Here is a 20,535-nt window from a genome sequence, read left to right on the forward strand (position 1 = left end):
AGAAACGAATTTAGTGCGTGAAACGCGCACCAACTTCTTTCAAATACGCCAGTGTGTTTTTACTAACGCGCTGGCGTTTTTCTTTAAATGGAATACCCCAAATGGTTCCCCAGCCCTTGAAGAAAAGCACAAGGTTCCAATTGGTTTTAACTAAGAACTCTAAGCTCCATAAGAAGCTCGTTGTAATGTAATAGATGAATGGCAAGTACCGGTAGGCTACTTTGGATTTGTTCACCCAAAACATGCGCATCTTTTCTGCATGCGTTGTTCTACCTAATGGCGATTCGTTGTGCATCACCACCACTTCACCGGTAAATGCTATGCTATAACCATGGTCGAGTATACGGTAACTTAAATCGTATTCCTCCATGCCGTAAAAGAAATCGACCGGGTAATCGCCGGCTTTCCCGTAAACTTCCTTTTTAATGGCATGCCCGCAGCCGGTGAAATACGAGGTATCGAAATAGTTTTTGTCTTTATAGTGTTCGAAATCTTTATGGGGGAATAAGTTCTTTTGGATTTCCAAGGTGCTGGCATAATATACTTTAAAACACAAAGCGCCTAACGGTCTTTCTACTGCCGTGTGTTCATCAAATATCTTCACCACCTTCTCCAAAGCATCCTGGTCACGGAAATACGCATCATCATCGATGGTCACCAAAATAGGTGCTTCCGCAATACTTATGGCCAAATTCCGTCCTCTTGCTACGCCTAAATTCTCCGGTGAATTAATGTATCTAAAATTCAAAGCGCCTTCTTGCACATAGGCCACTACTTCATCGTAATCGGCTACAGAAGCATTATTGATGATGATCACTTCCTGTACCAATTCGGCCGCATGCTTTTGCGCTACGATGTTCTTCAATAAAAAAAGTACGTCGTTGGGGCGGTTGTAGGTAATGATAAGTATGCTAATAGGTTTCAAGATACTTCAGTTATATTGTTTACGAGGTTTTGATATGCTTGGTGTAACCTTTCCATCCCAAAATGCTGGAATGCATATTGTATGTTCTGGTTACCGATGCTTTGCAACAACGATGGATCTTCGTTGTAATGCAATATATATTGCTTGGCTTCCGCCACAATGGTCGCTACATGACTTACACTGGAAAATAATTCCCCAAAATGTACCTGCGAAAAATGCTCCGGCATCATACCCACCGGCGTAGCCAATACAGCCAGTCCGTATGCCATGCCCTCCATAAATACAAGCGGGCCACTTTCTGTAGCAGAAGGGATCACGATAATATCGGCTTGACTGTAAATTTCCGCGATTTTATCGGCATGACCAATATTCCCTAATAACTCGCAATGTGGCAATAATGTTGCCGAAATAGCGCCCGTTACATCGCCCATGAATTGGAAACGTACATCCGGCGCCTTTTCATGTACAGCCGCAGCTATTTCAGCTACAATTGCCGGGCGTTTCTCTGCCGTTGCCCTTCCTACATACAACACCGTTAACGGCTTGTGCACTTGCTTCACAGGGCGAACAAGTGGAAGATTAATGGCTAAATCGATATAGATGAACCGGTCATCAAAATGCGCCGGAACGTTATAACGACGGTAAATATCAATATGCTTCTGCCTTTCCGCTTTACTTACCGTTACAGAGCGCTTGTAAAACTGGATAAAAGGCAACCTTATATACGAGAAATTGCACAAACTGTGGATGAGCTCTATTTGTGGTACACTTTTCTTTACCCATGGCGAGAGCTTATACCCAAAGTTCGATTGCCCGTTAAACACCACTGTAGGGGTACATTGTGCATTGATATAACCACTTATTTTCCCCCTGTAAATAAAGCTGAGGAAGTACAATAATTTATTATCCGAGTACTTCGCGATAATCTCGATATCGATATTCGGTGCTTTAAACAAGTGCAGCAACGCCTCGTTATGCGAGTGCTTCGTGAAATACAGCTTGATCCTTTTCCCGGGGAATTGTTGAATAATTTCACCATGCACTTTCTCGGCGCCCCCCACATGGTAAAACGGCATGATAAAGAATATATCATACGTTTTGTTGAGCGGCTTCAATTTCGCTAACAATCTTCCCCATAATATAAAAGGGAACATGCAAATATCTTCGATCACTCTTTTAACGAGCAGCAGGTTGTATAGCATGTTTCACACGTCGTTTTAAATCTTTGGCAATGGTCATGATCATATCAGGCACCATGTACATTAATACTTTCACATCAAACCAAGATAGCTTCCCGGCTTTCTCTTTCAACTGTAGGTAATCGCGCTTGGTGTTGAAGCGTTTACGGAAGATGTTGAGGGAGCGGAAGTCGGTTTGCGTCATGGAGTTCGAGTGTACCCGGTAGCGCAACAACACTTGCTGCACCTTCCCTATGGTATAACCCGCCCCTAAAACACGTAACCACATGAAATGATCTTCGTTATTATAAGGGAAATACAAATACTCCAATTGCTTAAACACCTCCGTTTTACCCGTCACCGTCGGATGTGCAATGCAGTTCTCCTTCGGCATTTTACGCCGTATAGCTGCTGGGGAATTGATACGCCGATCTAAATCCCAAGCGCCACCTTCTTTCCCATGTTCATCAATAAACACAATCCAAGCCGCTACCATATCAATCGAAGGGTTGGCTTCTAAATACGGTATTTGTACAGCCAATCGATCTTCTGTACAAACATCGTCTGCATCTAAACGCGCAATGTACTTGCCTTTGGCAGCACGAATGCCTACGTTTAAACTGTTAACGAAGCCTTTATTCTCTTTTGTGTTGTTGATCACAATGAAACGTGCATCCCGGTCGGCATACTCCTGCAAAATAGCAAGTGTACCATCCGTAGAGCTATCGTTCACCATCAGCACCTCAATATTTGTATAAGTTTGTGTGCGCACACTTTCCAGTGTTTCACGTACAAAATCCGCTGCATTATAAGCGGCTATCACGAAAGAAACCAAGGGTTGTGCAGTCATGTTTACAGCCTTTTCCATGCAGCAGGGATTAAATCTTTCGTATTACGTTCCTTGATGCCAAACCACTTTTGTGGCGTAAACACTTGCTTGTCGGCATTCTTATTCAACCAAGCTGCCCACCAACTGAAACTACTGTTGGCAATAATTTGGTGGCGGCATTGGCTCATTAAGTATAAATCTTCTAAGTGTGTATGGGTAAGGTTACCGCTGAGTATTTCCAATGGCACTTGCCAAGGTACGTTAGTGCGTACCCATTCCGGGTCGTCGGTGAAAATGTAGAACTTTGCACCTGGCACCGTCGCTTGCATTTGCATAATGGCGGCGTCGTAGTAATCGAGCCCTACTATACCATGTACACGCAGCATTTCTGGATCTTTATAATCGCCCCGGCGGAAGTGTACAGCCACGCTTTCTCTACCCCGCAGTTCCACGGCCTTCTCTTCTACCGCGGCAGAAAAGGGTGTTTTAAAGGTAAAATCCCGGCGAATTTGTTCTTCTACTGGCTTAAAGTATTGTTCGCTCTGCCAATACCCTTTTAAATACAAAGGAGGCGTTGCCTTATAAAAACCTGGATCGAAGTGGAAATGAAGTTCGCGGTACATCTTGCGTTTGTGGGCAGGCAGTAAACGATCGAACACCTTGCGTAAGAAAGAGCGGTCGAACTGGCGCACATCGGCTTCGGTACTTAAACCCGCTTCTATATTGAAGCAATCCAAATCGTACCTGCGCAATTGTTGCGCATCGTAGCTATTAATATCTAATAATAAAGGCGATTGATGTTGCAAGCTCAGGCAGCGTCCTGCCGCGTATTGAAACATTTGGTTGCCCAAACCACCTTTTAATTGTACTATTACCATTCGTAAAAAATCGTTAATAAAACCCTGTAGGCCCCCTTACTTTCGTGCAAGAACTTGCCTGGCAGCGGCATATGGGTGTAAAAATATTCTTTTTATCGTTTATTATAATTTATTCATTTTTGTGCCGAGAAAATAAAGGCAGCCTACCCGCTCCGGGAAATTTCAGCTAACAAGTATGGGAACAATCAGACATCAAGGAATACAATCAACAATTATTACTTACCTAGGCGTACTTATAGGCGCTTTCAACATGCTCCTATTTACCAAGTTCCTGCCGCCGGAAGTACTAGGGTTGACCCGTTTGTTGAACTCGATTGTGGCCATATTTTTAACGTTTTCTTCACTTGGTTCCATCACTATGATGAACAAGTTCTACCCTTACTACCGGGATATTCTATCCCCCAAGCAACGGGATTTGTTCGGCATCGTTATTATTCTCTGCGTAATTGGGTTTACAGCCATGTGTATCGGGGCTTTTATCTTTAAAAGCAATATCATTGCCTCGTACCAAGCACAATCGCCCTTATTTACCGTTTACTTTAACGCCATTTTCCCCTACGCCTTCTTCTTCTTGATATACGGTATTATAGAAAGCTATAGCTTTAACCAGTTTAAAACCGTTGTTCCCATCTTCATTCGCGAAGTACTCGTACGACTTCTAACCACGATTATTATCGTGGCGTTTATGTTGAAGTTCTTGCATGAAGCCGGTTTTATTATCACGTACACCCTTATATACGGTATCGCAGCGGCCGTACTCATTAGCTACTTGATCAAACTCAACCTCTTCCAATTTAGTTTCAAGATCAGTTCGTTAACAAAGAAGCTACGGAAGAAGATCATCGGGTTAACCAGCATTATTTACGGGGGTAGCTTGTTCTCGGCACTCGCACAGAATATCGACACGTTGGTGATTTCTAAGGTAAATGGCTTAGCCACTACAGCCGTGTTCGACTTGTCGACTTACATCAGTAATGTGATTATGATCCCCCAAAAAAGCGTTATCGCCATTTCAGTACCTGTGCTCTCAAAAGCCTGGAAAGACAAAGATTTCGGCCGCATCCAACGCATTTACGAACGCTCATCACTCATTTTGTTGACCTATGCTTTATTGATATTTTTCGTGATTTGGTTGAATTTCGATAGCGCTTTCACCATCTTAGGCCTGCCCGACAAATACCGGGAAGGTAAATGGGTTGTGTTTATCTTGGGCATGATGCGCATTATGGACCTAGGTACAGGTGTAAACTCGCAAATTATTGGTACTTCGAACCATTGGAAGTTTGAATTCACAACCAACTTGATATTAGTTTGCTTAAGCATCCCGTTAAACTATATCATGATTGTACATTACAGCATGATTGGGTCTGCCATTGCACAAATATTCTCATTATTCGTCTTTAATCTCATTCGCTTCACCTACCTCTACCGCAAATACGATATGCAACCCTTCAGCAAAAAAACCTTTTACACGGTATTGCTCGCTGTAGGCGGATATATTGGAGCAGCCTTCTTATTGAATTTCGACAATCCCTATATCAATGTTATAGCGAAATCGATCTTCTTTGTGGGCATATTCATTGGTGGAAATATCATCTTCAATATCTCGGAAGACATTCAACAGACGTACCAGAAAGGCTTACAAACCGTGAAAAAGATCGTTTACCGCGCAAAACAATAAGCGATCAACATCATAACACGGGAAAAAGGACCCATTTTTAAAAGGTTGGGAGGAAGTTTAGCTTGGAATCCAGCCATTTTCACTAAACGGGGATCAATCGTTGAAGTAGGCGCAAGCGCTTTCAATTGCGCTTCGCTGCGGATGTTACAATTGCGCAACTGGCGCCAGTAATAGCTGTAATATGATAAGGTGTTGAGTAGCGGTTTATTTACTTGTTGAAGGCAGATGATGTATTCACGCATCACCAAGTCGCCGTTAGTAGAAACATCATTGGTCACCTGCCCTTCGTGTATACCAATGTTTACAAGCGAAGTGTTGATATATACGAAACGCGGGTTCTGTAATAGTACACGCACATAAAACTCGATATCCACCAACCATTTCAATCGTTCATCATAGTAATAGCCCTTGCCATTGCGAATCATGGTAACACTGGGTGCACCAACGAAGTTGCCCAATAGCAAACATTCCGGGCGTTCCCGGAGGTTCAATAATTCTTTCTCCCCTAAGTACAATTCAGCCCGCTTCCCATGTGGGTACACAGTAGTACTAGCCGCAAACAAGAAATCACAAGCTGCATCCTTTTCCATCTGTTCATAACAAATCTCCAAGGCGTCGCTTTGCGAAAACCAATCGTCGCGGTGTACCAACTTAATGTATTTCCCCGTAGCCATGCGCATGCCTGCATTCCAATTCGCCGGTGGACCCAACGCAGGCTCGTTCTTCACGTAATGCACGGGAAAATCCAGCTTCAGGGAATCAACGAGCTGGCGAATTTCATCGCCGGGTGTATCGTCGGTGATGATCAGCTCGATGTCCTGGAACGTTTGGGTTGCAATCGACGAGATGCACCGGCTCATTAAAGCAGCTTCTTTATAAGCAGGTATACATACTGAAATTGCAGGGTTTTGCATATCGGGATAGAAAAATATCGGTGATGAAAATTATTCGCTCATTCTGCCGGCACCGGCATAATACTTCTTCCAGTAAGGCTCCTTCAAATCAGAGATCATAACCCCGTTACTGGTTGATGCATGTACAAAATGATCGTTATCGATGTAAATACCTACGTGCGAGATACGCTTATGACGAATTTTAAAGAACACCAAATCACCACATTGCAAGTCAGCCCGCTTTACCATCTTATTCACCTTGGTAAACAATTGAACAGAGTTGCCCACCAACGATAAATTATACACAGCACTCATTAATGTATTGACAAAGTTCGAACAATCGATGCCGTTCTTCGTGCTGCCGCCCATGCGGTAAGGTGTACCATACCAATCCTCGATAAAGCCAAATAGCTTTTCGTTTACAACCAGTTCTACTGGAATATCGAGTAATTGAGAGTATTTAAACTGCCAGCCACGCGCTTCCTCAATATCACCTACTGTAGTGGGCGCATTGGTAATGGAAGAATTAATCGGCGTTTTTGTACGCGAATGGTTATTACTACGCGTTGTGCTTACCCCGTCGATGAAAACAGGCTGTGTGCCATTGTCTTCATTCTTTACAAGTGTAGCCGTTTTCGTAGGTTTCTTCTTACTCTTAGCAGCAACGGTTTTAGTCGTTTTATGCTTCGTAGAAGATTTATTTGGTTTCGTCTTTGAAATATTATTAGCAGATGTACACGAGCTTAACAACAAAGCACACAGTGGCCAATGTAGCATTCTTAAACCTTTTTTGAGTGTCATACTTGTGTTTGTTAGAAGGTTGCAAAATAATTATTACAGACCTTGTTACAAAATCAAAAAATTGGCATGATCGTGTTATCGAGCCAAGCCATAGTCGATCATTTGCAAGCACGACCACGCTACATCTCTTACTCCATAAGCTTTTCAACAAAGTACATCTCGAAGAAACACGACTAGCTTTTGTCCTAAAGAAACGTGAATATTGTGGATAAATTATCCGCCGCATAATTTTTTTAGTTCCGTAAAGCGTCGTTTTTTTGCTTTTGACGGTGGCATGATACCACGAATGTTTGTTGCCCCGTTTATTTCGTAGATTTGCCACTTACTTAGATTAGCGCCGTTTGATATGAAATTTTCGCACTTACACGTACATACCCAGTATTCCTTGCTAGATGGAGCAGCCGACATTAAACAGCTCTACAAGAAAGCGATGGCCAGCAACCAGCCGGCTTTGGCGATCACAGATCATGGTAACATGTTCGGCGTATTCTCGTTCGTAGCAGAGGCTTATAATAACCGCTTGAACCCGGAAGATCCGAAAGACAAACGCTTAAAAGTAAAGCCTATCGTAGGTTGTGAGTTTTACGTGGTAGAAAATCGTCATAAGCGCAGCTTTACCCGCGAAGAAAAAGACCAACGCTTCCACCAAGTACTATTAGCGAAGAATGATGAAGGTTACCGCAACCTCATTAAACTGTGCTCGTTGGGCTATATGGAAGGCTTGTACGGTAAATACCCTCGTATCGATAAAGAACTGGTATTGCAATACCACAAAGGCTTAATCGCTACTACATGTTGCCTCGGTGCTTCGGTACCAAGGGCCATCCTCCGTAAGGGTGAAGAAGAAGGCGAAAAGGAATTCAAGTGGTGGCTCGATATTTTTGGGGAAGACTTCTACGTGGAAATGCAACGCCACGGTATTCCAGAGCAGGATAAAGTAAACGAAGTACTCGTTCGCTTTGCGAAAAAGTATAACGTGAAAATTATTGCCTCTAACGACTCCCACTACGTAGATCAACAAGACGCCAACGCGCACGATATCCTTCTCTGTATCAACACCGGCGAAAAGAAAAGTACGCCTACGATGAAGGATTTCGCCGACGACGATGTAATGGTGAAAAACAAACGCTTCGCCTTCTACAACGATCAATTCTATTTCAAAACAACAGAAGAGATGAGCGCCCTCTTCCACGATTTACCCGCGGCTATCGACAATACCAACGAAATCGTAGATAAAGTAGAGCTGCTCGATCTGAAAAGAGATATTCTACTCCCTAACTTCCCCATTCCAAAGGAATTCTTTACACAAGATCAATACCTGCGCCACCTCACCATGATGGGTGCCAAGGAGCGTTATAATGATTTAACGCCCGAAATCGAAGAACGTTTGAACTTCGAATTGCAAACCATCGAGAACATGGGTTTTGCCGGTTACTTCTTGATTGTATCGGATTTCATTAAAGCGGGTAGAGACTTAGGGGTATTCATCGGCCCTGGCCGTGGTTCCGCCGCCGGTTCTGCCGTAGCATACTGTATTGGTATCACGAACATCGACCCAGTTAAATATAACCTACTGTTCGAGCGTTTCTTGAACCCCGAACGTAAGAGCATGCCCGATATTGATACGGACTTCGATGATGAAGGCCGCCAAAAGGTAATTGATTACGTTGTGCAGAAATACGGTAAAAACCAAGTAGCGCAGATCATTACCTACGGTACAATGGCCGCCAAAATGAGTATTAAAGACGTGGCGCGCGTATTGGACTTGCCTTTACAAGAATCCAACGCCCTCGCCAAGTTAGTACCGGAAAAACCAGGTATCCAACTCGATCGTATCTTCAATGCACCCCTCGATGGCGAAAAAAGCTTGTCGGACAAAGAAGGTTTGATGGGGGAAGACTTGGAGAATGTGAAAAAGCTCCGCGAGATCATTAAAGGCGAGGATTTACAAGCCGAAGTATTGCGCGAGGCATGCGTACTGGAAGGGTCTGTAAGGAACACAGGTATCCACGCCGCCGGTATCATCATTGCACCGCAAGATTTATCAGAACTCATCCCTGTTTCCACGGCGAAAGACTCCGATTTGCTCGTTACCCAGTTCGAAGGTAGCATTATCGAGTCGGCCGGTGTAATTAAGATGGACTTCTTGGGTTTGAAAACCCTTACCATCATCAAAGGCGCTTTGGCACTCATTAAAAAGAACCATGGCGTAGAGATCAGCATCGACGATATTCCTTTAGATGATGCTAAAACATACGAACTCTACCAGAAAGGCGAAACCAACGGTACATTCCAGTTCGAATCGCCCGGTATGCAGAAATATTTACGCGAACTGAAACCCGATCGGTTCGACGATTTGATTGCCATGAACGCCCTGTACCGCCCGGGTCCTCTCGAGTACATTCCTTTGTTTATCAAACGTAAACTAGGCTTAGAACCTACCGTTTACGATCTCGCAGAGATGGAAGAATACTTGGGCGAAACCTACGGTATTACAGTGTACCAAGAGCAGGTAATGTTGCTCTCTCAAAAACTGGCCAACTTCTCCAAAGGTGATGCCGACGTACTCCGTAAAGCGATGGGTAAGAAGCAAAAAGCCGTACTGGATAAGATGAAATCCCAGTTCATGGACGGTTGCGCAAAGAATGGCCACGATTTGAAAGTATGTGATAAGGTATGGACCGACTGGGAAGCATTCGCATCCTACGCCTTCAACAAATCGCACTCTACCTGTTACGCCTTCGTAGCTTACCAAACAGCGTATTTGAAGGCCCACTACCCTTCCGAGTACATGGCCTCTGTATTAAACAACGCCAGCAACATCGAGAAAATCACCTTCTTCATGGAAGAGTGTAAACGTATGGGTATCGACGTATTGCCGCCCGATGTGAACGAATCGTTCAACGGTTTCGCGGTGAATAAACAAGGACAAGTACGTTTCGGTTTCTCGGGTTTGAAAGGTGTGGGTGAAGCAGCCATTGAAAGCCTAATTGAAGAACGTGAAAAAGGGGGCCCATATACCAGCATCTTCGACATGATTAAACGTGTGAACCAACGTGCCGTGAACAAGAAATCACTGGAAGCCTTGGCCATGTCGGGTGCATTTGATTGCTTTACGGAATTACACCGTGCACAATACTTCCATAAGCCCGATGGTGATCCAACTACGGGGTTAGAGAAGATTGTAAAATTCGGCAACCAAGTATCTGCCGGCTCATCGGGTATGGGTAGCTTATTTGGTGATGAAGGATTGCCGGAAGTAACGCCGCCGAAAATTCCACCATGCGACCCATGGCCATTAACGATTAAACTTAACAACGAGCGTGATATCACGGGTATTTATATTTCTGGTCACCCGCTCGACGATTATAAGTTCGAAATTAAGCATTACCACATGAATACCATCCAGGACTTAACCGAGTACCAACTCGAGTTAGCTACGCCAACGGGTGGTGGTCGTTCGAGGGAAAAGAACTTCAGGTTACCGGTATTCCTTACCACGGCCATGGAGCGTATTTCGCGTAACAATAAGCAGTTTGGCGTAATGGGTATTGAAGATTATACCGGTAAGTTCGAATTTGCCTTGTTCAGCGAAGATTATTTGAAGTTTTTACCTTACTTCAAACCAGGTTTGTGCTTATTTATCAACGGTGGTTTCAAATCCCGTCGTTTCAATGAAAACGAGTACGAATTCAAAATAAATAGCATCCAATTGCTCCAAGAAGTGAAAAAAACTCATACAAAGCAAATTGGCCTATTTACTTCGCCTAAATTACTAACGCCGGAAATGGTAGACTTCCTAGCAGAAAATGCGAATAAGTTCCCAGGCAATAGTAAGTTATATATGCAACTCGCTGATAATGATGAAGATATTGTGGTTAAAATGCATACCTTTAACCGCGGTATTGAGATGAATGACGAGTTGGCACATTACTTGGCAAAACAGCCGGATATTGATCTGTATATAGAGACAATCAATAGGTAAACTGTCAAAAAATCACCTACTTTTGTGTATGGTTTAGTTATTGCAATCAACAATACATTGAACTAATAATCACCAACTAATTATAAAAAGATCTTACAAATTAAATTTTAAAAAAATGGCTTTAGTATTTACTGATGCAAACTTCAAGTCTGCAGTGTTAGAAAGCGATAAATTATCCGTAGTTGATTTTTGGGCAGAATGGTGTGGTCCTTGCCGCGCGATCGGTCCAGTTATCGATGAGTTAGTTATCGAAAGACTACGAAGGTAAAGTGAATATCGGTAAAATCGATTTAGATAACAACCCAGTTGTTTCTACAGATTACGGTGTAACTAGCATCCCAACTATCTTGTTCATCAAAAACGGTCAAGTTGTTGACAAACAAGTAGGTGCAGTTCCTAAATCTGTATTGGATAAAAAAATCCAAGCGAACCTCTAATCGGTTTCGTACAAGATATACAGAAAAGCCTGGTCATCCGACCGGGCTTTTTTTATGCGCTATCACTTCTTCCTCATACCTATTAGCTCCCTATTCGTAGCTACCCAATTCCCTACCTTACCCTATACCCTTACCTGTTATTCCAAGTATTTTTAAGTACTGCTGCCTATCCCTCCCCTAATTATACCCTATCCTTTGCCTATCTCCACCCTATCTCGAGCCTATCCTAAGCCTATCTAAAGCCTATCCTAAGCCTATCTCGACCCTATCCCCCCTTCGTATAACTATATGGTTTATAGTTAATTAGCAAATTTGGAGCTATCCCTCTCCTTTATAACACATTATTCCACAAGACGTTACAAGGTTTTGGACCCAGATTTCGCAGTGATAGCCTCATGTACGAGGGATGCTTTACATAATAAAGCAAGCCGTTACTAAAAGGTATCATTTAATCTCATCATAAGGAGATAAATGCGCATGATCTTAGTCGATTCTTTTTATAACAAATTGTATCTCATAGCATGCATACAAATCAGCTAAGTAAAACATACGTCAAACTTCAAATTTGATCTATTACATACCTATGATTTTTAATATTTAATGCTATTTTTAAAGTAAAACATTAAAATCCACTTTAATTAAGCAATAATTTATTGCCGTACCAGGTATTTTACCTTTTTTTGCTTTTTGAATTTTGAAATCAACAATATTTATGTCTTCTATTGGGGAAAATATTGCCCGGGGTGCCTTGGGCATGTTATTTTTAGTGGCTGTATGTTATGTATTGAGTAATAACCGCAAGGCTGTAGATTGGAAATTAGTAGGTATGGGCATTTTCGCCCAAGTGATGTTTGCTTTGGGCGTGCTAAATACCACTGTCTTCGGTCAACCTGTATTCTGGATTATTTTCGGTATTGCACTCATCTACATCATCTTCAACCGCGCCATCCAAAACCAAAAGAAAGGTGTTAGCCTTCAACTCGATGGTCTTTCTATTCTCTATGCTGTTGCTGCTTTAGCCATCTTCTTCTTTGGCGCCATCCGCAGTCAAACTTATTCGTTTAATAGTCTTGCCCTTACCGGTGGTTTAGTCATTCCTTTGATCTTGCTTACGCAATTAGCGAAAAAGAACATGGAACTGATGAAATGGACCATTTTAACGGCTTGTATGATACTAACTATTTGCGTGTACACGGCTGTGTGCCCACCCGCAGTTTTTAGAAACGTACTGTCGGCCAGCTCGGATGTGTTCGTAGAGTTGATCGATATCAGCCATAAGGGTACCGAATTTATTTTCGGGGAATTAGCGAATGCCAGTGGTAGCTGGGCCTACATCTTTGGTGTACAAGTATTGCCTAATATCATCTTCTTTGCTGCCTTATCATCTGTTTTATACTACTTAGGTATCTTGCAAAAGATCGTATTCGTATTTGCTTACGTGTTGAACAAACTCAATATCTCTGGTTCTGAAAGCGTATCAACGGCTGCTAACATCTTCCTCGGTCAAACCGAAGCGCCGTTAATGATTCGCCCCTACTTGGAGAAAATGACGCGTTCAGAGATCCTCTGTATTATGATTGGCGGTATGGCCAACACGGCAGGTAGCGTATTGGCTGCCTACGTAAATATGCTCGGCGGAAACGACCCCGTTCAGCAGAAATTCTTCGCCTTACACATGCTTTCCCAATCGATCATGAGCGCCCCCGCCGCGATCGTTTGCTCTAAAATATTATTCCCTCAAACCGAAGGGCACCTCATCACGAAAGAACTCAAAATCCCGAAAGAGAAATTGGGCGACAACTTCCTCGATGCATTATCCCTCGGTACAACCGACGGTTTAAAATTAGCCGTAAACGTAGGTGCGATGCTTATCGTATTTACCGCGTTGATGTGGTTAGCAAATTCCCTCCTTTTATGGGTAGGTGATATCACCCACTTAAACCCAAGCATTGCCGCTGCCACCGACGGCAGGTACAAAGAATTGTCGTTACAGATGATTTTAGGCTATGTTTTTGCCCCAGTCGCCTGGCTAATTGGGGTAGCTAAGCAGGATATGTTGGCCATTGGTCAATTATTAGGCGAAAAAACGATTTTGAATGAATTTGTGGCGTATATTTCACTCGGACAAATGAAGTCTGCGAACGTCATTCAAGATCCAAAATCTTTATTGATTGCAACGTATGCATTGTCGGGCTTCGCCAACTTCGCATCCATTGGTATTCAAATTGGCGGTATTAGTCAATTAGCCCCGAATCAACGTAAGAACTTAACCGAATTAGGTGTGAAAGCATTAGTAGGTGGTACAATTGCCTGTTTAATGTGTGCATGTATTGCGGGCGCTTTATTCGATAAGTAAAAACATATTCGCGCAAGGAGAGTGTAGGTAGCAAATAGTGTAAGCGCGGGAAACTCTATTCGACTGTCGGTTACACTTTAAACTATAGATATTTGCGTACCTGTACTCTCCTTATTTTCGTATTCACGATGATGACTTCTGCGTTGTTGGCTCAACAACCTAGAAAATGCGGCACCGCGGAAGTATTAGATAAAAAATTAAAAGGTAGCGCCAAGCTGCAATTAGCCTATACCGAGTTGGAAAATCAATTACAACTCAAACAACAACAGCGCGTCCTTAACAAATCATTCCTCCGCGAACCTACCGTTACCATCCCGGTTGTAGTGCATGTTGTATTACCGAATCCAAGCGTAGTAACAGATGCACAAATTCTCTCGCAAATCGAGCAATTAAACAAAGATTATTCTGCTACCAATACCGATATAACTAAGGTACCGGGCGTTTGGCAAGGTATTATTGGCAATGCAGGTTTACAATTCTGCCTGGCACAACGTACCCCTTCCGGCGACCCAACTACAGGTATCACAAGAACGGTAACATCCGCTTCAGGCTTCGATATTACCAACTCCGCTTCCCGCGTAAAACACAATAATACAGGTGGTAAAGATGCATGGGACACGAATAAATACTTGAATATCTGGGTATGTGCCCTCAACGATAACTACCTCGGCGTAGCTACTCCTCCCGGCCCTGCTTTCCCAGCATCGGAACAAGGGGTAGTAGTGTTGTATACCGGTTTCGGTAATACAGGTGCCGCCCGTGCGCCTTATAATTTAGGCAGAACGGCCACCCACGAAATTGGCCACTTCTTTAATTTAAGGCATATTTGGGGTGATGATAATGGTGCTTGTACCGTAGACGATGGCGTAAACGATACCCCCTTACAAGGCGCAGAAAATTACAACTGCCCTACCTTCCCCCTTACCGATAATTGCACTACCACCGCTCCCGGCGTTATGTTCATGAACTACATGGATTACGTGTACGATGCTTGTATGTACCTTTTTACTGCAGGCCAAGTAGATCGCATGCGTAGCGCACTCGATGTTTCCCGCGCCAGCTTAAAAACTTCCGATGGTTGCCAACCCGTTGTATTAGAACCCAACGACGCTTCCATCTCCGCTATTACACAGCCTGTTGGCGACGTGTGTAACCCTGCCCAAACACCTATTGTAACGCTCCTCAATAAAGGCAGCCTCCCCCTCACGAAAGTAACGATCAAATATAAAATCGATAACGGCAACGTAATTAGCTATAACTGGACCGGTAACCTAGCAACCATGGCTACCGCTTCCGTTAACCTAGCCGCTATTAACGCCACCGGTGGTGCACATACCATTACCGTGTACAGCGAACTTCCTAACGGTGTTGCCGATCAACAAACCGGCAACGATACCTTAACGAAGAACTTTACATACCTCGCTATCACAAGCTACCCGTATACACAAGATTTTGAAGCAGGCGTTATTCCGCCGGCCGACTGGTCGATTATTAATTACGATAACTCGTACACTTGGCAACTTGCCAATACAGGCCGCAATAGTAGTCGTTCTATTATGATGAACAACTACTTCTATGCAGCCAACGACCAAGTCGACGACCTTCTCAGCCCCCGCTTCCAAGGTAATAACGACGACTCTGTGCTGTTGTATTTCGACTTAGCAGCGGCTGTTGTAAGCCCTACTTCTACCATTAACAACCTATGGGATACATTAGAGGTGCTTGTTACCACCGATTGTGGTCAAACCTTCATCCCAACAGGCTATAAGAAATGGGGTGCTTCACTTATAACCCGGCCAACACCATTCAACGGTAATTTCGTGCCTACTTCTAACGAATGGCGCAGAGATACGGTGAACTTAACGCCGTTTACAAAAAATAAAGACTTTAGGGTAGTGTTCAGAAGTACCGCCAACTACGAGAACAATATCTACCTGGATAATATTCATATCGTGCAGAAAGAAGTGAATAAGAACCTGAGAGAAAAAGGTATCTTGCTCATTCCCAACCCTTTCCAACAAACATTCTACATCGTTTTCTATCAAATACCGGAAGACTTGGAAACCGTAGCCGTTTACGATGTTTCCGGAAGACAAGTCACGCAGAAGTCAGCCACGGAACTAGTTAATAACAAGCTCACTTTTGATTTGGTAAATGCCCCAAATGGTGTTTACTTTGTGAAGTTGTTTTACAAGAACAAGGTGAAGACTTATAAACTAGTGAAAGTACAATGATGACAACGATCGATACACAACTCACGCTAGAAGCAATTCTACAAGAACCAACGCTCGATAAAGAATTAAAAAGGATTGCAGATAAGGTAATCAACAAGGAGCGACTTACACCTGCAGAAGGCATTACATTATTTGAAAAAGGCGAGTTAGGCTTTGTAGGAAGCTTGGCGAACTTTGTACGAGAGCGAATGCACGGTGATAAAACTTATTTCAACAGGAACTTCCATATTGAACCCACGAACGTATGCGTGTTTACATGCAAGTTCTGTTCTTATTCGCGCTTGTACAAAAACCGCGAAGATGGTTGGGAACTCAGCATCGACGAGATGTTGGATATTGTGAAAAAGTACGATCACCAACCCGTTACGGAAGTACACATCGTAGGTGGCGTGCATCCTAAAATGCAGTTAGACTTCTTCTGCGAACTCATTCAAAAAATCAAGGCGCACAGGCCTGGTTTACATATCAAAGGATTTACGGCCGTTGAATTGGATTACATGTTCCGTAAAGCCAAATTAACCACCGAAGAAGGTATGCGTAAACTCCGCGAAGCGGGCTTACAATCCATGCCGGGCGGTGGTGCGGAAATCTTCCATCCCGACGTACGTAACCAAATCTGCCATGATAAGGTGGACGGCGAAGGTTGGTTAGCCATTCACCGCGCAGCACACAATGAAGGTATGCACACCAATGCCACCATGCTTTACGGTCACGTAGAAGAATATTGGCACCGTGTAGATCATATGGAGAAATTACGCCAGTTACAAGACGAAACAGGCGGTTTCAACACCTTCATTCCATTAAAGTTCAGGAACAAAGAAAACGACATGGAAGACGTTCCAGAATCTTCTATCATTGAAGATTTAAGAATGTACGCCATTGCTCGTTTGTACATGGATAACTTCCCACACTTAAAAGCTTATTGGCCAATGCTCGGTAGAAGTACAGCGCAATTGACCCTCGCTTTCGGTGTGAACGATTTAGACGGTACGATCGACGATACCACGAAGATCTACTCTATGGCCGGCGCGGAAGAACAAACGCCATCTATGAGTACAGCTCAACTGGCTTTGTTGATCAAACAAGCAGGTAGAAGACCGGTAGAACGTGATACCGTGTACAACGAAATCCAAGATTTCACAGATGTACAGTTCACCGACGAAGAAATCCTCGGTTCCACTAAAAAGAACTAAACCAGTATTCAAATTGTTTTTATATAAAGCCATACCCACCAAGTATGGCTTTTTTTGTCCAGCAGCTTACTCCATTTACCAATTATCGTGTAGCCCTACCCGTTAGGGACGGGATTTTTTACAATTATTACGAAATTCATCCTTTGCCGGATGGAAATCTTTCCTAACTTCATGTACCTAAAACGATTTTGCAACATGACATTTCTTCCTAAAATATTGATCACGCTCGGCGTTGTTTCATATTTAGCTGCATGTAATAACAATCCAGGCGCTACGAATGGTAGTAATGCAGGAAGTAATACCAGCACTGTAGAAGACCAAGGCCCTGCTTTTAAGAAGCAAGGCGAATTGTGGTTCATCTCTAAACAAAACAACGATACCATTCGTAAAATCGATATCGAAGTGGCCCGCACCGACGAAGAACGTGCTAAAGGTTTGATGTACCGCCGCTCTATGGAGGAAACCCAAGGCATGCTGTTTATTTTCGACGTAGCTGAAGAACAGTCATTCTGGATGAAGAACACCTACATTTCACTCGACCTCCTGTACATCGGCGAAAACAAGGAAATCGTTTCTATCCAGAAATATGCTACTCCCCTATCCGAAGATGGATTGCCTTCTTACAAAAAGGCCCTATACGTGGTAGAAGTTGTAGGCGGGTATTGTGATAAATACCACATTACCTACGGCGACAAGATCGATTTTAAGTTAGATTAATCATTGATACAGCAATAAAAGAAAAAACCTTTCTAGGCATGGCTTAGAAAGGTTTTTTTATTGTAAGAAAGTAAATACGTTAGTGTAATTGCTCGATCGTATAAGCCTTGGTTCTACCCTTCTCTGCCGCACGTATCTCCTCGATATCCTTCTTCGACACTTCAGATGCTTTGTTGTTCCAAGAATTCCTAATAAAGCTCAATAACGAAGCAATGTCGCTATCCGAAAACTCGTCGCTATTACCAATACCCGGCATATCGCCGTTAATTTCCGGAGCTTGGTAGGTTTTACCATTTACCTTCACGGGGCCCGAGAGGCCAAACAGAACAATCTTAATCAGCTTGCCACGGTCGCCCGTTACCCATTCCGAGCCATTCAATGGAGGTGCCAGCGATTTTACACCGCCTCCATCATCGCCATGGCAGGTTTTGCAATAGCTGTTATATACTTCATAGCCACGTGGGAACTTGGCTTTTAAGGCGGTTAATTGCGCTTCATTTTGTTGTTTCGACATATCGTCTAACACTTTACGCAATTGTTTATGTACGAGGCGCGTGGTATCGGGTACCCATGCCAGCAATTTCTCTTGGTATGCTTTCTCTTGCTTGTATTGGGTGCTAATTAATGCATCAATCACGAAGATGTTTTGGTCAGCATACGAACTCATCGCCTGTAAAACACTTTCATAAAATGCTTTATCATACGGCTTAATGACGTTCAAACTGGCCGCTACAACCGGCTCTAAGGAAACAGCTTTGGCGGACTCTACCGTTTGCATATCTACCTTCATCATCATCACTACATCTTTCGCATTCCCCGCGTTAATTACTTTAGGCAACAAGGGGTATACATGCATACGGTAAGCATAATCGTAAAAGCTAGCACTAGCAATATCGGTGAAGGTTAATGCTTGTAAACCTTCCAAGGTATATAAAATACGAATCGCCGCCATATCAATTGCATCTTTGCTTTTCAGCATAGCGCGTAAGATAGGTACTGCTTCTTTCACTTGGTGATCTACGATATACTCCTGAACATGTTCCTGCATCCAAGGTTCTGGCCGCGTAAAGTATTGGCATAATTCCGCGATGTTCTCCTTGCTAAAGGTGGGAATTGTATAAGCTTGTGCCGTTGTACCTTTCTTCTCGATCCTATAAATACGACCACAATTCAGCGGTTGTGTTAAATCGCGGTCCTTGATTTCCTTCTTTAAGTAATCCGTTAAGTAGGTTTTATGTTGAATGATGCCGCGGTACATATCCAATACCAACACCGATCCATCAAAGGTTTCATATAAGTTCACCGGGCGGAAACGTTCATCGGTACTGGAGATAAACTCCACACCATCTTTTTGCGTACGTTTACCGCTTACAATGAACGAGCTATCCGACAAGGTCGACATGCTAACCAAGTTCCCAGCAGGCTCTGCCACCAAGGCTTTCCCTTGCATCCAGTTACCCAATTTGCTGCCTCGTACAATAACAGGACCACAAGCGGCTGTAAAGTTGCGTAAGCGCAAGCTATCGTCGAGCACTTCTTTTTGGTACCCACGGTTAACACCCGGGGTAGCGCGTAATGGGAATACGCGGGTGTCGCGTACAATTACTTCACCGAAACCTGCTACGTTGCGTTGGTTCGGGTTGCCATTGCTCATGCTAGGGGGGAAATAATCGCCCAGTAGGTTATCGGAATTGGTGTTATAATACAGGCGGCCTTTATTGTCTTGGGTAATACCCCATTGGCCACGGAAGTGCGTATTTTCTATAAGCCAACGATCGCCTACTTTGCGGTAGCGCTTATTGGATTTGGCGTTGTAAATCCAGTTATCGACGCCGCGCAGCAAACCGTTTGGTTGGTGTTCTACGTTACCGCCATCGGCGTATTTATCGTCGACCAAGGTTTTCTTACCGGCTTTATCGCCGTTGTTCTCTACGTACCATAGGTAAGGTGGTTCTGCTACTAATACGCCTTCACCTACTAGGCACACAGCCCTTGGTAGCACCAGCGAATCCATGAATAGCGTGCGTTTATCCATTTTGCCATCATGGTCAGTATCTTCTAAGATGACGATCTTGCCGTTTTGGGCTTCTTCCCCTTTACCATCTACATCAGGCATAAAGCCTGTCATTTCCACTACCCATAGCCTACCGCGTACATCTTGTGTAACGGCAACGGGTACAAATACGAGTGGTTCAGTAGCGGCTATTGATAATTGTAAATTGGCATCTTCTGCGTGCAGTTGAATGGTTTTCAAAGCCTCTTCCGGCTTTAATACAGGCGATTCCGCGTAGGCTTCGCGGGCAGCTAGGCTGTCGGTGTGTCGATCTTTTTTCCCAGTAGTGTTATTACAAGCTGTGGCGAATGTAGCTACCAGCAAGCTGTACAACGTGGTGCGATTCATGATTTTCATCTCTCTACTCGTAAAAAC

At 43.6% G+C, this 20,535-nt stretch carries 15 protein-coding genes; 8 read left to right on the plus strand and 7 right to left on the minus strand.

Annotation, left to right across the window (positions count from 1 at the left end):
* Positions 1 to 10: 10 nt before the first annotated feature.
* From LX64_RS05115 to LX64_RS05130, 4 genes are read right to left on the minus strand one after another with little or no spacing between them, the layout of a single operon-like run.
* Positions 11 to 925: a glycosyltransferase family 2 protein gene (locus tag LX64_RS05115; RefSeq protein WP_158538531.1), complete on the minus strand. Its 915-nt coding sequence runs from the start codon at positions 923 to 925 to the stop codon at positions 11 to 13.
* Positions 922 to 2,127, minus strand: a complete 1,206-nt coding sequence (locus LX64_RS05120; RefSeq protein WP_111596551.1) for a glycosyltransferase family 4 protein — start codon at positions 2,125 to 2,127, stop codon at positions 922 to 924. The genes LX64_RS05115 and LX64_RS05120 overlap by 4 nt, the downstream gene beginning before the upstream one ends.
* On the minus strand, positions 2,102 to 2,971 hold the full coding sequence (locus LX64_RS05125; protein WP_111596552.1) for a glycosyltransferase family 2 protein: 870 nt from the start codon (positions 2,969 to 2,971) through the stop codon (positions 2,102 to 2,104). The genes LX64_RS05120 and LX64_RS05125 overlap by 26 nt, the downstream gene beginning before the upstream one ends.
* Positions 2,956 to 3,810: an alpha-1,2-fucosyltransferase gene (locus LX64_RS05130; protein WP_111596553.1), complete on the minus strand. Its 855-nt coding sequence runs from the start codon at positions 3,808 to 3,810 to the stop codon at positions 2,956 to 2,958. The genes LX64_RS05125 and LX64_RS05130 overlap by 16 nt, the downstream gene beginning before the upstream one ends.
* 175 nt (positions 3,811 to 3,985) lie before the next feature.
* Between LX64_RS05130 and LX64_RS05135 the strand changes: the two genes are divergently transcribed.
* Positions 3,986 to 5,491 (plus strand): lipopolysaccharide biosynthesis protein, encoded by a 1,506-nt coding sequence (locus tag LX64_RS05135; protein ID WP_111596554.1) that lies wholly within the window; start codon positions 3,986 to 3,988, stop codon positions 5,489 to 5,491.
* Here the strand turns inward: LX64_RS05135 and LX64_RS05140 are convergent.
* Both LX64_RS05140 and LX64_RS05145 read right to left on the minus strand, forming a co-directional pair.
* Positions 5,473 to 6,405 carry a glycosyltransferase family 2 protein gene (locus LX64_RS05140; protein ID WP_111596555.1) on the minus strand — a complete coding sequence of 311 codons (933 nt, stop codon included), beginning with the start codon at positions 6,403 to 6,405 and terminating at the stop codon, positions 5,473 to 5,475. The genes LX64_RS05135 and LX64_RS05140 overlap by 19 nt on opposite strands.
* Positions 6,406 to 6,435: 30 nt before the next feature.
* A complete protein-coding gene (locus LX64_RS05145; protein ID WP_111596556.1) occupies positions 6,436 to 7,185 on the minus strand; it encodes a C40 family peptidase in 750 nt (249 codons plus the stop codon).
* 346 nt (positions 7,186 to 7,531) lie between these two features.
* On the opposite strand from LX64_RS05145, the gene dnaE reads away from it, so the two are divergent.
* From dnaE to LX64_RS05175, 7 genes are all read left to right on the plus strand, one after another.
* Complete coding sequence (gene dnaE, locus LX64_RS05150; protein ID WP_111596557.1) at positions 7,532 to 11,170, plus strand: DNA polymerase III subunit alpha; 3,639 nt, start codon at positions 7,532 to 7,534, stop codon at positions 11,168 to 11,170.
* Positions 11,171 to 11,285: 115 nt separating this feature from the next.
* Complete coding sequence (locus LX64_RS26540; RefSeq protein WP_317048345.1) at positions 11,286 to 11,438, plus strand: thioredoxin domain-containing protein; 153 nt, start codon at positions 11,286 to 11,288, stop codon at positions 11,436 to 11,438.
* A 1-nt stretch (position 11,439) separates the two neighbouring features.
* Positions 11,440 to 11,607, plus strand: a complete 168-nt coding sequence (locus LX64_RS26545) for a thioredoxin domain-containing protein (RefSeq protein WP_317048346.1) — start codon at positions 11,440 to 11,442, stop codon at positions 11,605 to 11,607.
* A gap of 712 nt (positions 11,608 to 12,319) precedes the next feature.
* Positions 12,320 to 13,963, plus strand: a complete 1,644-nt coding sequence (locus LX64_RS05160; protein WP_111596558.1) for a NupC/NupG family nucleoside CNT transporter — start codon at positions 12,320 to 12,322, stop codon at positions 13,961 to 13,963.
* Between the two features lie 92 nt (positions 13,964 to 14,055).
* Entirely contained in the window at positions 14,056 to 16,197 is a 2,142-nt protein-coding gene (locus tag LX64_RS05165) for a M43 family zinc metalloprotease (protein WP_148707199.1), read from the plus strand.
* Positions 16,194 to 17,390, plus strand: a complete 1,197-nt coding sequence (gene mqnE / locus LX64_RS05170; RefSeq protein WP_245952554.1) for an aminofutalosine synthase MqnE — start codon at positions 16,194 to 16,196, stop codon at positions 17,388 to 17,390. The genes LX64_RS05165 and mqnE overlap by 4 nt, the downstream gene beginning before the upstream one ends.
* 195 nt (positions 17,391 to 17,585) lie before the next feature.
* The gene (locus LX64_RS05175; protein ID WP_111596560.1) at positions 17,586 to 18,107 is read left to right on the plus strand and encodes a DUF192 domain-containing protein; all 522 of its coding nucleotides are present in this window, start codon (positions 17,586 to 17,588) and stop codon (positions 18,105 to 18,107) included.
* Positions 18,108 to 18,186: 79 nt separating this feature from the next.
* Here LX64_RS05175 and LX64_RS05180 read toward each other — a convergent pair whose 3' ends face one another.
* Positions 18,187 to 20,508: a DUF7133 domain-containing protein gene (locus tag LX64_RS05180; RefSeq protein WP_211324736.1), complete on the minus strand. Its 2,322-nt coding sequence runs from the start codon at positions 20,506 to 20,508 to the stop codon at positions 18,187 to 18,189.
* Positions 20,509 to 20,535: the final 27 nt, after the last annotated feature.

The sequence above is a fragment of the Chitinophaga skermanii genome (genome assembly GCF_003259335.1).
In the GTDB taxonomy this organism is placed as follows: domain Bacteria; phylum Bacteroidota; class Bacteroidia; order Chitinophagales; family Chitinophagaceae; genus Chitinophaga; species Chitinophaga skermanii.